The organism is Bifidobacterium sp. H6bp9 (genome assembly GCF_032193695.1).
Classification (GTDB): Bacteria; Actinomycetota; Actinomycetes; order Actinomycetales; family Bifidobacteriaceae; genus Bombiscardovia; species Bombiscardovia kimbladii.
Window position 1 is genome coordinate 754,247 of sequence record NZ_JASTZY010000001.1, and the last position, 12,590, is coordinate 766,836.

Annotated in this window: 10 protein-coding genes; 6 read left to right on the plus strand and 4 right to left on the minus strand. The window is 54.7% G+C overall.

Annotated elements, in window-relative coordinates; translation table 11 throughout:
* Positions 1 to 454 precede the first annotated feature (454 nt).
* Positions 455 to 1,336 (minus strand): AraC family transcriptional regulator, encoded by an 882-nt coding sequence (locus tag QRX40_RS03135; RefSeq protein ID WP_313836210.1) that lies wholly within the window; start codon positions 1,334 to 1,336, stop codon positions 455 to 457.
* Positions 1,337 to 1,561: 225 nt separating this feature from the next.
* On the opposite strand from QRX40_RS03135, the gene QRX40_RS03140 reads away from it, so the two are divergent.
* From QRX40_RS03140 to QRX40_RS03165, 6 genes are all read left to right on the plus strand, one after another.
* The gene (locus tag QRX40_RS03140) at positions 1,562 to 2,659 is read left to right on the plus strand and encodes an NAD(P)-dependent alcohol dehydrogenase (protein WP_313836211.1); all 1,098 of its coding nucleotides are present in this window, start codon (positions 1,562 to 1,564) and stop codon (positions 2,657 to 2,659) included.
* Entirely contained in the window at positions 2,656 to 3,660 is a 1,005-nt protein-coding gene (locus QRX40_RS03145; protein ID WP_313836212.1) for a zinc-dependent alcohol dehydrogenase family protein, read from the plus strand. The genes QRX40_RS03140 and QRX40_RS03145 overlap by 4 nt, the downstream gene beginning before the upstream one ends.
* 75 nt (positions 3,661 to 3,735) lie before the next feature.
* Positions 3,736 to 4,122: a VOC family protein gene (locus tag QRX40_RS03150; protein ID WP_396184250.1), complete on the plus strand. Its 387-nt coding sequence runs from the start codon at positions 3,736 to 3,738 to the stop codon at positions 4,120 to 4,122.
* Between the two features lie 258 nt (positions 4,123 to 4,380).
* Positions 4,381 to 5,274 carry a 3-hydroxyacyl-CoA dehydrogenase gene (locus QRX40_RS03155; protein ID WP_045925005.1) on the plus strand — a complete coding sequence of 298 codons (894 nt, stop codon included), beginning with the start codon at positions 4,381 to 4,383 and terminating at the stop codon, positions 5,272 to 5,274.
* A 101-nt stretch (positions 5,275 to 5,375) separates the two neighbouring features.
* The gene (locus QRX40_RS03160; RefSeq protein WP_313836216.1) at positions 5,376 to 6,269 is read left to right on the plus strand and encodes a 3-hydroxyacyl-CoA dehydrogenase; all 894 of its coding nucleotides are present in this window, start codon (positions 5,376 to 5,378) and stop codon (positions 6,267 to 6,269) included.
* Between the two features lie 475 nt (positions 6,270 to 6,744).
* Entirely contained in the window at positions 6,745 to 8,403 is a 1,659-nt protein-coding gene (locus QRX40_RS03165; RefSeq protein ID WP_313836218.1) for an MFS transporter, read from the plus strand.
* 226 nt (positions 8,404 to 8,629) lie between these two features.
* Here the strand turns inward: QRX40_RS03165 and QRX40_RS03170 are convergent, their stop codons facing one another.
* The 3 genes from QRX40_RS03170 to QRX40_RS03180 are packed head-to-tail and all read right to left on the minus strand — an operon-like array spanning position 8,630 to position 12,380.
* Positions 8,630 to 10,777, minus strand: a complete 2,148-nt coding sequence (locus QRX40_RS03170) for a glycosyl hydrolase 2 galactose-binding domain-containing protein (RefSeq protein ID WP_313836219.1) — start codon at positions 10,775 to 10,777, stop codon at positions 8,630 to 8,632.
* A gap of 29 nt (positions 10,778 to 10,806) precedes the next feature.
* The gene (locus tag QRX40_RS03175) at positions 10,807 to 11,646 is read right to left on the minus strand and encodes a carbohydrate ABC transporter permease (protein WP_313836221.1); all 840 of its coding nucleotides are present in this window, start codon (positions 11,644 to 11,646) and stop codon (positions 10,807 to 10,809) included.
* Positions 11,643 to 12,380, minus strand: coding sequence for a sugar ABC transporter permease (locus tag QRX40_RS03180; protein WP_313836223.1), 738 nt, complete (start codon positions 12,378 to 12,380; stop codon positions 11,643 to 11,645). Before QRX40_RS03180 ends, QRX40_RS03175 begins: the two co-directional genes overlap by 4 nt.
* Positions 12,381 to 12,590 lie beyond the last annotated feature (210 nt).

Below are 12,590 nucleotides of genomic sequence, written 5' to 3' on the forward strand. Positions count from 1 at the left end.
ACGAAATCAGCCGTCTTGGACGATGCCATGGACGGTGGCATGCGTGACGCTTACCGCAAACTCAACAATTAAGCCTGCTTATCCGGTAATGACATGAGCCTTCCTGATCGCTGATGCCCTATGCTCAACATGGCGAATGAAGGCAGATGAACTTCGTTGGCGTAAGCAGAGCGGCTCGGATTCCGATATGGCGTTGAAAGGACTTTCATAATATGGCTCATTCGCAATGCCTACCTATTTCTCGAGACGCCTAAAAAGGCAAGACAGCATGAATATTTGACAAATAAGTATCATTGGTTGGTCAGATCCTCAGCATGCGGGCCGATGAAAATCGGCTGAAAAGAGCTTGCCCAAGCGGCCCCTTCCCCGCTATAAGCAAAATTACGATTCTGCAGGCTCCTAGTGAATATCTGACAATGCAGAACTATGCACGCATAATCGGAAGCTGGTCAGCTCAGTACCGATGGGATTGCCGGTAGGCTCTTGGCGTCGTTCCCATTTCCTGTTTGAATCGACGGTTGAAATTGGCAACATTGCCAAATCCGCTTCGAGCTCGAATACTGGCAATGGGCAAGTCGGTCGTGACCAGGAGGCGGGATGCTCGGGAGATGCGCAGCCTACGGACCATGTCGGAAAAGTTGATTCCTGCAGCCTTCTTAAAGAACCTGGAGAAGGCCGATGGACTCATCGAAACAACCTCTGCGGCCCCGTTCAGGCTTATCTGGCCCGCAATATGTGAATTGACATAGGCCAGGACCTGATTGATCCGGTTAGCCGCATCTACTGAAGCATCAGGCTCATAGCCCGGAGTGACCATGGTGGACCATTCGTTACTCGGAGCTTGCACGAAGACTCTGAATATCTCCAAGAGGTCAATCAGGCGGTCAAGTTCACGGTGATTCCCCATGTCGGTCAATATCGTGGCCACACGGACGGCGGATTGACCGGAAAGTACGATCGCCTGATGCCCCCGCTGCAGGAGAGCTGAAATCTGGCCAGCCTCAGGAAAGATCCGTGCAAGAGCCTGGATACGGTTGGGATGAACCTGGCAAGCCACATCCCTATGCGAGATGACGGTGCCTGCGGTCAGATCAGAAATCCAATTGTGTGGCACATTGCTTCCCAAAAGCGAGACCTGCCCTGGAGAAAAAGAGACCATGCCGTCACCGGCCATCATGTAGCCTCTACTTTCTCTGATCAAATGGATCTCTATCTCCGGGTGATAATGCCACCGGGCCAGAGCGGACGGGTAGCCGTGCTCCAGCCAACGGATTGATTCATCTCCTCGTGGCACCACAACCTCAAGTGCCCCGCGATCAACTGCGCTGTCTCTCATGTATATGTAAACCTCCGCTGCAATCTGACACTATCAAGTGCAACAAAGCTATCGAAAGCCTATTCGTGCTGTCCTTCCCCCGCAGATCAGATTAGAAGTCAAAATAATACCACTATTGGTTATAGGGCAATATATTCATCCCATCAGTGACGCATAGTATGGAAGCAAGTTGTCAATGACGATGTAAATCCAACCCCCTTTTTAGCCCGGTTAAAGGAGCAGCAAATGAAAGCGGTCGTTTTAGAGAAACAAGGCATCATCAAGGTGCGGGATGTCCCCGATCCACCCGCACCCGGATCTGGCGAATTGCTCATAGCTCCTCATACCGTTGGCATATGTGGCTCAGACTTGCACTACTACTTGCACGGTAGAGTGGGCAAGTACGTCGTGCAAAAACCGATGATCATCGGACATGAGGCCTCAGGGACTGTTCTTGAAGTCGGACCCGGGGTCAAAGGGTTCAGGGTCGGCGATAAGGTGGCGATGGAACCCGGAATCCCTGATATGAATTCCAAAGCCTCCAAGCTGGGACTATACAATATTGACCCCTCTGTCCGTTTCTTTGCAACTCCGCCCGTTGATGGCTGCCTCTGCGAAAAAATTGTTCACCCCGCAGCCTTCACCTACAAGTTGCCGGAGAATATGTCCTACGCGGAAGGAGCCCTCTTAGAGCCCCTTTCAGTAGGAATGTGGTCTGCTACCAAGGCCAGGATAAAACCAGGCGACACCGGAGCAGTGAGTGGAGCAGGAACCATTGGACTGATGACGGCGGCTTCGGCTATGGCCGGGGGATGCGCACGCGTCCTAGTGTCCGACTCATCCCGCGTTAAATTGAACCTAGCTGCCCAAATCCCTGGAGTCATTCCTGTGGACATCAACCAAGACAGCCTTCTGGACCGAGTCATGGATGAGACAGACGGATGGGGAGCAGACCGTGTCTTCGAAGCATCTGGAAACCTCAATGCCTATCAGGAGCTCTGGAAACTGGGAGCGCCGGGCAACACTACCGTTATCGTCGGCATCCCAGCCGAAGGAATCGTCCCTATGGATATTACCGAGGTCCAGGCCAGGGAGACCCGTATAGAGAACGTCTTTAGGTATGCCAATGTTTACCAGAAGTCCATTGATCTAGTTTCAGCAGGAAAAATCAACTTGAAGCCCTTCATCTCCCGAACCTACAGAATGGATCAGGCCCAGGAGGCTTTCGACAGGGCAGCCCAGGGGCACCAGGAGGATGTCAAAATCCAGATAGAGCTACCCGATTTCAAGGAAGCTGCCGACAACGCACAACCCGGAGCACAGGAACCTGGGGATGAGTCATGAAGGCACTTGTTCTAAAAAACCCACAAGAACTGGACCTGGAGGATGTGCCCACGCCCCACATTGGCAGCGGAGAAGTCCTAATCCGCACTGCTTATGCGGGTATTTGCGGCACCGACCGTGATCTGTATCTGGGTCTTCCTGGTTCAGCTAAAGCTGATCCGCCCATCATACTAGGCCACGAGAATTCAGGCCGGATCGCATACGTCGGAAGCCAGGTGACCGGTCTAGCGGTTGGGGATAATGTGGCCGTGGATCCCAACATCTACTGCCACCAGTGCAACTACTGCCGAAGCGGGAAACCCGGGCTTTGCAGTCACTTGTCAGCTATCGGTGTAACCCGGAACGGGGGGATGGCGGAATACTTCTCGGCCCCTGCTGAAGTAGTCTACAAAGTACCCGATGGAGTCACGCTGCGAGAAGCATCCATGATGGAACCAATCTCCTGTGCGGTCCACGGCGTAAATCTCATGGCATTGCGACCCAATCAGAAGGCACTGGTCATCGGGGACGGCTTCATGGGACAGCTCTTCGCCCAGATTCTTCAATGCTATGGTCTGGTCCAGGTGGATCTAGCCGGCATCAGTGCTGAGAAACTGGCCTTAGGCAGACGTTTGAGCAACATCCACGCCACGTACAAGACTGACTGCGAGACTCTGCCTGTCGAGGCCTATGATCTGGTCGTGGAGGCCGTTGGCCTTCCAGCCACACAGGCGCAGGCCATCCAAGCGTGCAGACGTGGTGCCCAGGTCCTCATGTTCGGGGTGGGCGCCCCCGATGCCCACTTCACCATGAATACCTATGATATTTACCAGAAAGAACTGACCATCAAAGGATCCTTCATCAATCCCCTCTCCTGCATGGATGCCATCAGTCTCCTAGAATCCGGGCGGTTGAATATAAGTGACCTGATTAGTCACGAACTGAAACTGGAACAAGTTCCTGAACTCATGGAAGGCAAGATTGGTGAAACGACCAAGGCATTGGTCACATTCCCGAATTGACAAGAACTGCTGAAACAGCCCTAACATGCTATCAAGTACCTTAACCCTCAAGGAGGAGTCATCACTATGCAAAACATGTCGGCTTTCACCACTGACTTCCAGCACTCGGGCATGATCGCCCGCGATCTGGACGAGACCATCGACTTCTACACGAACAAACTCGGGTTCGAGCTGGTCGGCATCTACCCCAACGGAGAGAACCGCTGCGCCTTTCTGCGACTGGGCCATCTGACCATCGAAACCTGGGAGGGCGAGCCTGCGCCCATGCGCACCGGAGCCATCAACCATTGGGCGCTGGATACGCCAGACATCGATGCCGCCTACAAGCATGCCCTGGAGATGGGATTGACCATCAGAGAGGACTCCATCCAGTCCATTCCCACCTTCTGGCAGCGCGGAATCCGCTACTTCAACGTCATTGGCCCCAACCAGGAGACCATCGAGTTCTGCCAGATTCTCTGAACGCCATCCGATCAGGCTGCAAGAAGACATAGCCTGACGTGCGAATCCTGTATACAGCGAGCGCAGAGCTCCATACGGGAAATCCCATGTGAGTAATGAGACACATTTATCTGCAGCTTGCAAGGAACTGAATTCACCTGAATTTCCCTAGAAACCAGCCGCTTTCGACACAAAACCCCTTTCAATGCGACCCGTATTCCTCCACTAAAATGAGCATTGCGTCCAATGCGGGGCGCCTGATAATGAAAGAAGTTTCTCATGACGAACATTGAGAATGTCACGGTGGCCGGCGGTGGAGTGCTGGGCAGCCAGATCGCCTTCCAATCAGCCTTCAAGGGCAAGAAAGTCACAGTCTACGACATTAATGATGAGGCCATTGCAGCGGCGGAGCAGCGGATCAAGAACCGTCGTGACCTCTACAAGCGGGACATCAACGCCACCGACGAGCAGTTCGATGCAGGCTTGAACAACCTGAGCTACAGCGCAGACCTGGCTGAAGCCGTCAAGAACGCCGACCTGGTCATCGAAGCCGTCCCCGAGAAACCCTCCATCAAGCACAACTTCTATCAGAGCCTGGCCAAGGTAGCCCCTGAGAAGACCATCTTCGCCAGCAACTCCTCCACCTACGTGCCCAGCACCTATGCCGCAGACACCGGTCGTCCAGCTAAGTTCCTCTGCCTTCACTTCGCCAATCACGTGTGGCGCATGAACACCGCCGAGATTATGGGTTCCGACCAGACCGACCCCGACATCTTCAATGAGATTGTCGACTATGCCAAGGAAATCGGCATGGTCCCCATCCCACTCCACAAGGAGCAGCCCGGGTACATCCTCAACAGCCTGCTGGTCCCCTTCCTGGAGGATGCCGGCTACCTCTGGGGCAACGACATAGCAGACCCTGAAACCATCGATAAGACCTGGATGATCGGCACTGGCTCGCCCGTTGGCCCCTTCGGCGCCTATGACGCGGTCGGCCTGCGGACCATTTACAACATCATCGAAGAACAGAAAGGCGACGACCCCGACTTCAAGCCCTTCCTGGAGAAGGTCAGGAAGATGCTCGACGAGGGGAAGACCGGCAGTGACGCAGGCCACGGATTCTATGACTATCCGAACCCGCGTTACAAGGATGAGGACTTCCTTAAGGCCTGATCGCCTGTCTGCCACATCTGTGAGCCTGGCCCCGTCCAAGACCTGGCTCTACTATGGAAGAGCGTATCCAAGGATGGATACCACGAATGAAAGAGGTTTTTATGACGAACATTCATAATGTCACGGTTGCCGGCGGTGGGGTGCTTGGCAGCCAAATCGCCTATCAATCAGCCTTCAAAGGCAAAAAAGTGACGATCTACGACATCAACGACCAGGCTGTGGCGGCCGCAGAGGAGCGTGTCAAGAACCTACGCGATTCTTACAAGCACGACATCAACGCCACTGATGAGCAGTTCGACGCAGGCCTGAATAACATGTCCTTTACCGCCGACATGGCCGAGGCTGTCAAGAACGCTGACCTGGTCATCGAGGCTGTCCCCGAGAAGCCCTCCATCAAGCACGACTTCTACCAGAGCCTGGCCAAACTGGCGCCCAAGGACACCATCTTCACCAGCAACTCATCCACCTACGTGCCCAGCACCTTCGCCCCCGACACGGGCAGGCCGGACAAGTTCCTGAACATGCACTTCGCCAACCAGGTCTGGCTGAACAACACTGCAGAGATCATGGGCTCCGAGCAGACCGACCCCAAGGTCTTCAACGAGATCGTGGACTATGCCAAGGAAATCGGCATGGTCCCCATCGTCCTGAAGAAGGAGCAACCCGGATACGTCCTGAACACCCTTCTCATCCCCCTGCTCAACGCCGCTGCCCACCTCTGGGGCCACGACATTGCAGACCCGGAGACCGTGGACAAGACTTGGATGATCGGCACGGGCGCCCCGATGGGGCCCTTTGCCATCTTCGACGTTGTGGGGCTGCGGACAGCCTTCAATATCACCAAGGAGCAGCAGGGCGACAACCCTGACTTCAAGCCCTTCATGGATAAGATCCAGAAGATGATGGACGAGGGCAAGACCGGCAAGGACTCCGGACAGGGCTTCTACACCTATCCTGATCCCGCCTTTGCCAAGCCTGACTTCCTGAAGGCCTGATAGGACCGCTTTCCGCCAAACAGAGCCCGCCCGTTCTGAGGGACCGCGTTGCGACGCACCTCCCCCTCAACCGGCGGGCCCGCTTTTTCATCAGTCATTCTCGATCGGAGCCTATCGTCACGCAGCTCTCAGGCGTACCCAAGGGCTCCTTCGGACCGCCTACAGCATCCTCTGCTAGCACAAGGGCGGCAATGCTCGAGCCAAGCCCTTCCTGGACAAGCTGTGAGAAGAGACTGATAGGCCTTCTTCCACTTCCCAGATAACGACTACCGGGGTCCCGGATTTCTCAAGGTCTGAATCGAATCCTCCCAAGTGAGCTGTGAGGGCGAAGCTTGGCCTTTCACAGCTCACAACAGGGGGCGTGGTAAGCTGTATATTTATGGCATTTTTGTGAAAACCGCTAAAGGAAGAGGCAGACAGGGAAATCACAAAGGCGGAAAAGACGAACAACGGCCTAGGGGCCGGAGAAGGAACAATGGCAGAGGACGATAAAATCGTGGCTGCAGATAGCGGCCAACATGAGCAGGAACGACGCGGCAGGCAGACAGCCAAGCAGATCAAGAAGCAGCAGGCCGCAGCCAAGCGTAAGGCCCGCAAGCAAAATCCCAAACCCCATCGGGGCTGGAGCGAACGCCTGCATCTGACCGACATCAACGTGGTGGATAGGTCCACCCTCAAGCGGGCCATCGCCGGCACCGTGGTCGGCAACTTCATGGAATGGTACGACGTGGGGGTCTACGGCTACCTAGCAGTGACGATCGGCCGCGTCTTCCTGTCCGACGCGTCCGATGCCGTGCAGCGGCTCTTCTCCCTGGGTGTTTTCGCTGTCACCTTCATCGCACGGCCTTTGGGCGGCGTGGTTCTGGGCCAGCTGGGCGACAAGGTCGGCCGACAGCGCATTCTGGCCTTCACCCTGCTGAGCATGTCCGCAGCCACCCTGCTGATCGGCCTTCTACCCAGCTATGCGGCCGTCGGTCCCCTGGCGCCCATTCTGCTCATCCTGCTCAAGCTGATCCAGGGCTTCTCCACGGGCGGCGAGTACGCGGGCGCCTCGACCATGGTCACCGAATACTCCCCGGACCGGCATCGCGGCTTCTTCGCCTCCCTGCTGGATGTGGGATCCTACCTGGGCTACGCCTTCGGAGCAGCCTTGGTCTCCCTGCTGGAATTCTCCATCTCCCCGCAGGCCATGCTGGCCTGGGGCTGGCGCATCCCCTTCATCATCGCCCTGCCGCTGGCCGCTATCGCGGTCTACTTCCGGGCCAAGGTCCAGGACACACCTGCCTTCCGCCAGGCCCAGGATGCCAGTGACGAGAAGACCAAGAGCCAACACAAGAGCCTCTTGGACCTGATCCGGGGCTATTGGCGAGAGCTGCTCATGGCCTTCATCCTGGTGGCCGCGGCCAACACCCTGAGCTACACGCTGACCGCCTACATGCCCACCTACCTGTCGGGCACCCTGCACTACAACACGGCCCAGGCCAACCTGCTCTCCCTGCCGGTCCTGCTCATGGTGGCCTGCTGCATCCCCATTACCGGAGCCCTTTCCGACCGCTTCGGCCGCAAGAAGGTGCTGTTCATGGGGGCCTTCACCGGACTGTGCCTGGCCCTGCCGGCCTTCCGACTGTTGGAGCACGAGACCACAGGTGCCGTCTTCGGCGGACTGGTTCTGCTGGCCATCCCGGTCATCTTCTTCGTGGCCAACCTGGCCTCCACCCTGCCGGCCCTCTTCCCCACTGCCTCCCGTTACGGCGGCATGGGACTGTCTTACAACCTGGCCGTAGCCGTCTTCGGCGGAACCGCACCTGTCATCATGGAAGGACTGGTGACCGCGACTGGCAAGTCCCTGGCACCCGCCTACTGGATCATGTTCACTTCGACCTGCGGTCTGATCACCGTGCTCTTCCTTGCAGAGACCGCGCGGCGCCCCATGCCTGGCACCCTGCCCACCGTGCTCAACCGGCAGGAGGCACGCGACCTGGTGGCCACACAGGACCGCAACCCCGATCTGGACGTAAAGACCATCATCAAGGATGCCGAAGAGAGCGGAGTGCGCAAGACGCCGAAAAAGCTGGTTGCCGAGACTCGCAAACTTCTGGGCATTCCCCGCTCCGGAGACAAAAACAAGAAGTAGCTACCACCGTCAAGCCGCGTAAACATCCAGGCTCTACTTAGGCGACTATGTCTAAGCTGCATACGGGAGATCTCTTTCTCCTTGGAGAATAAGGCGACAGTTTAGTTGCTTCACTGTCGATGTGTCGAAAATACGACACGCAAAGTATTTGGCCGGTGGCTTGAAAAGAAAATCATTTCAAGCCACCGGCCGATTCTTGATTCCATCACCACTTTCTTACTGCCGTTCAGGCAGAATATAGCCGGACTCCAAACTCATGGCTAAGCCTTACAGGATGGCCCGACGGATGCTCAGGATGGCTGAAGACACTGTCATAGCTGTTTGATGCCAGAACTCTTTTTTCTCCGTCACACAGGGTCAGGTAAGCCGATAAATCGTCGCCGTCATTTTGCTGTGAAGCGAGTGAGACCTCCTGTATCTGAACGCTTGAAAAAGGCGCAAGTGAAATAGATGCATTTCCTTTCAGCACCTCGTACCCTTGCGAATTCACGAATCGCCAGGTAACGGAAACCTGACCTAGATCCTTGGGGGAGTCATTGGCAACAACCAATCCAGAGATCTTTTTGCTACACCTATTCAGGAAAACACCTATGGGTTGATTGATCCTGGCAACCACCTCGTATGCAGGTTTCGGCTGCCCCCACCAATCCAACAGCCCATAGAAGCTTTGTGGGCACAGGTCTATGAACATGAACTGTACATATCCCCAATTGGGTGCAGCTCTTTGACACCGATAGTGCTCGATGTAATACTTGAGCAGCTCAGTCTGATAACGTTGCAATGTTCCTGTCAAAGGCTCCAAGGCCGCTATACGCTCTGTCAACGTCCCGAGATTCCTCAAATTTCCAAAGTAGCCGGGGGCGTCGAAACCAAATTCTGTATTGAACTTCTCTTTCGTGCCGTCAATCAACGTATACGACGTGGGAGGAGTATCCAACGATCCCGTATAGTTGTGGCTGTCTCCGCTGGTCAAATCATCAGCGCAATACGAGCCTTTGATAACGGGACGAGTCGGGTCTGTTCGAGTGACCTCCCGATAGATGGCAGGGCCTGGACTCACTTGCATAGCCGTGCCCTGTGTGCCCTTCGGCACATCCACTACGCCTGGTTCATTAAGACATATCCAGCTGAAAACACTGGCATGTCTATCGAGGGTTTTGACGGTACTGACAAACAACCGTACAAACGTTTCCGCCCACTCAGAAGTCCTGGGCTGGTTCCAGTTGTATTCTGAATCCTGGATCACGGCAATGCCCATGCGGTCGCATAAATCGTACAATTCCGGCTTCTCGACATGCACATGCACCCGGATCAAGTTGAATCCAGCCATTTTGATAGCCTGCAAATCACGCAGGTACCGCATTCTGTGCATTCGAGATATATAGACATCAGGGAAATAGGATGTCCCACGCACATACAGCGGCTTTCCATTAAGCACGAACCGGGTTGTCGATTCATCACGATCAAGTTTGACATTCCGGAATCCGATCTTCCGGCTTTCCTCCTGTTCGCCGTCCAAGCTCAATGTCATGTCATAGAGCTTCGGCTCTCCCAGATCCCAAGTGAACCAAGGCGTCACGCCATCAACGGCAGCTTTGAATTCGAAAGGTCCCTGGACCTGCTTATCTGCATCTAGCAGCACACGGCCATCAACTGGATCTCGCACCAGGATTCTCAACACGGATGAACAATCACTACCGCGACCGAGTACTTTCCCTCTGACGGCTATTCTTCCACGACCCTGATCATCCATCCACACGCTCAGGCGCGGATCTTCAGCCAGACAAGCAGACTCATGAATCGATAGGGTAACCTTGCCGTAAATGCCCACGGGATTCACGTCACGGGCTATAAGGCCGTCATCATGCTCGTAGGTTCCTTTGACCAATCTCCTTTCAACCATATAGGTACGGTTCTCAACGTCATCATTCCTTATCTGCCTATCCCAAGGTGACCAAACCTTGACCATCAGGATATTCGTGCCGGAGTGTACGACATTGCTGACATCAAAGACGAACGACTCACTGTAGCCCTCATGGGAGCCAAGGAGTTGCCCGTTCATCCACACCTTGCAAAAGTAATCGACATTGCTGAACCGCAGGAGAATCTTGCCGTCCATCTCAGAATTATCAAGATCAATGAGCCGACGATACCACCAAGGTGCCTGATTGAAATACCGCAGCCGGCGTCCCCAATAAGGCTGCTCATCCAACAGACACTGGAGATGCTCCAGAGCCGGCAACGGCTCCCACTCTGATATCTGCGGTCCGACCTGCGTACAGTCGCGATCCTCATATAGCCTCAGTTTTTCACCGACATCATTGACGTCCTGTAGAACGCTCCAATCACTACTGATGTCCAATTGCTTGTTCATTATTTTCCTTAATTCTGTTGCTGGCGCCTCTACCCGCGGACTGCTCCGGCCACCATGCCGGAGATAACCTGTCTGTTCAGGAAGAAGTAGAGTATGAGGGTCGGGATCATGGACACGACTATGGCCGAATACGTAGCTCCCAGGTCGGTCTGCCCATACATGCCGACAAAGTCGTTCAGACCTATTGGGAGGGTCTTCATATCGCTGCGAACCATAAAAGTGTTGGCGAACACGAATTCATTCCAGATGAAGACAAAGTTGTAGGTCGCCACAGTCACAGTCGTGTTGCGGGAAAGAGGCATGACGATCTTCGAAAAGATCTGCCAGGTTCCGGCCCCATCTATACGAGCGGCCTCCAACAACGAATCCGGTATCTCCTTCATGAATCCAGCATACAAGTAAACGCACATCGGCAGGTTGAAAGCCAATTGCGGAATGATGAGGGCCAGATAGGTGTCCGTAATGCCGATTTTGTTAAATACTTCGAACAGCGGAAGCAAAGCTGCGAATGAAGGCACCAGAAGTCCTACCAGCAAATAGGAAAGCACCTTATCCGACCCCCGGAACCGCAGCTTTTCAATGGCAAACGCCGCAGGCGCTCCGACCATGACGGTGACCAGAATGGTCAGCACGGCAACGATCGTGCTGTTGATCAAATATCGCAGCAGACCTGATGTGGCAAAGGCTCTCACATAATTACCCAAATACAGACCCTTAGGCAGTTGATAAGCCAAGGTATCTGCGAGCTCATCGGGGCTTTTCAACGAAGAGAGTGTGACCCAAAGAATCGGGTATATCTGCACCAGAACGAAAACTGCAATAATCGCATATACCAATCCCCTGGTTTTCTTGCCTGGCTTCGTAGTCATGCTTTGTCCCCTCTCCCGAACAGGCGGCGCAGAATAAGAAGCGTTACCAGGCACTCCACCGCCAGGAAGATGCTGATGGCGCTACCGTAGCCAAAATTCCCGGATATGAAGATTGTCTTGTACAGGTAGGTAGACACCAGCTCGCTGGACGAACCGGGACCACCTCCAGTAAGCACGTAGGAGACATCGAACCCCTTCAAGCATCCAGAAACCAGCATCACCAACGTCACCTCCAAGACAGCCCTGATCAGAGGCACCCTTATATAGATGAGCTGTTGCCACCAATTGCAGCCGTCGATCAATGCCGCTTCCAGCACTTCGGCATCAACTGACTGCAGAGCCGCATAATAGATGACCATGTATATGCCGGCGAACTTATAGGCATCGATGAGCGTCACCAGCACCAAGGCCCAATGAGGATCAGAGAGCAAAGCGTGAGGAGCTAGCCCGAACAGACTGCCTACTGCCGGCACAACCCCCGGCGGATTGACAGCCAGCATCTGGGCGAAGATCTGGCTGATAGCGACCGAGGAAATGACGCACGGAATGAAATAAACCGTTCTGATGATGGTCCTAAATCGGTCGATGCACAAGACCAACAGGGCCATCACCAAACCCATGAGCATCTGAACGCAGGTACCCAGAAGGGTGAAGAAAATGGTGTTGAGGAAAGCCGCGCGGAATACCTTATCGGTCAGCATCAGTTTGAAATTCGCTAGGCCAGAAAATCGCATGGCTCCTATTCCATTCCAGTCAAACAGACTCGCACCGAATGACCAAATGATAGGGACAACCACTATGAGCGTAAAGATGATGACCGCAGGCAGGTAATAGGGCCACGCGGCTCCCGAACTGATGGCCCTGTTGCCCCTGGACGAATGACCTGGCCAGGACCACCTCCGACGCACTATCCGTGGCGGGATGGAATCCGCTGGATTAGATTT

Coding starts and splice junctions, on each gene's coding strand:
- QRX40_RS03135 (WP_313836210.1), bottom strand. CDS start 1,336: ATGAGAGACAGCGCAGTTGATCGCGGGGCACTTGAGGTTGTGGTGCCA.
- QRX40_RS03140 (WP_313836211.1), top strand. CDS start 1,562: ATGAAAGCGGTCGTTTTAGAGAAACAAGGCATCATCAAGGTGCGGGAT.
- QRX40_RS03145 (WP_313836212.1), top strand. CDS start 2,656: ATGAAGGCACTTGTTCTAAAAAACCCACAAGAACTGGACCTGGAGGAT.
- QRX40_RS03150 (WP_396184250.1), top strand. CDS start 3,736: ATGTCGGCTTTCACCACTGACTTCCAGCACTCGGGCATGATCGCCCGC.
- QRX40_RS03155 (WP_045925005.1), top strand. CDS start 4,381: ATGACGAACATTGAGAATGTCACGGTGGCCGGCGGTGGAGTGCTGGGC.
- QRX40_RS03160 (WP_313836216.1), top strand. CDS start 5,376: ATGACGAACATTCATAATGTCACGGTTGCCGGCGGTGGGGTGCTTGGC.
- QRX40_RS03165 (WP_313836218.1), top strand. CDS start 6,745: ATGGCAGAGGACGATAAAATCGTGGCTGCAGATAGCGGCCAACATGAG.
- QRX40_RS03170 (WP_313836219.1), bottom strand. CDS start 10,777: ATGAACAAGCAATTGGACATCAGTAGTGATTGGAGCGTTCTACAGGAC.
- QRX40_RS03175 (WP_313836221.1), bottom strand. CDS start 11,646: ATGACTACGAAGCCAGGCAAGAAAACCAGGGGATTGGTATATGCGATT.
- QRX40_RS03180 (WP_313836223.1), bottom strand. CDS start 12,380: ATGCGATTTTCTGGCCTAGCGAATTTCAAACTGATGCTGACCGATAAG.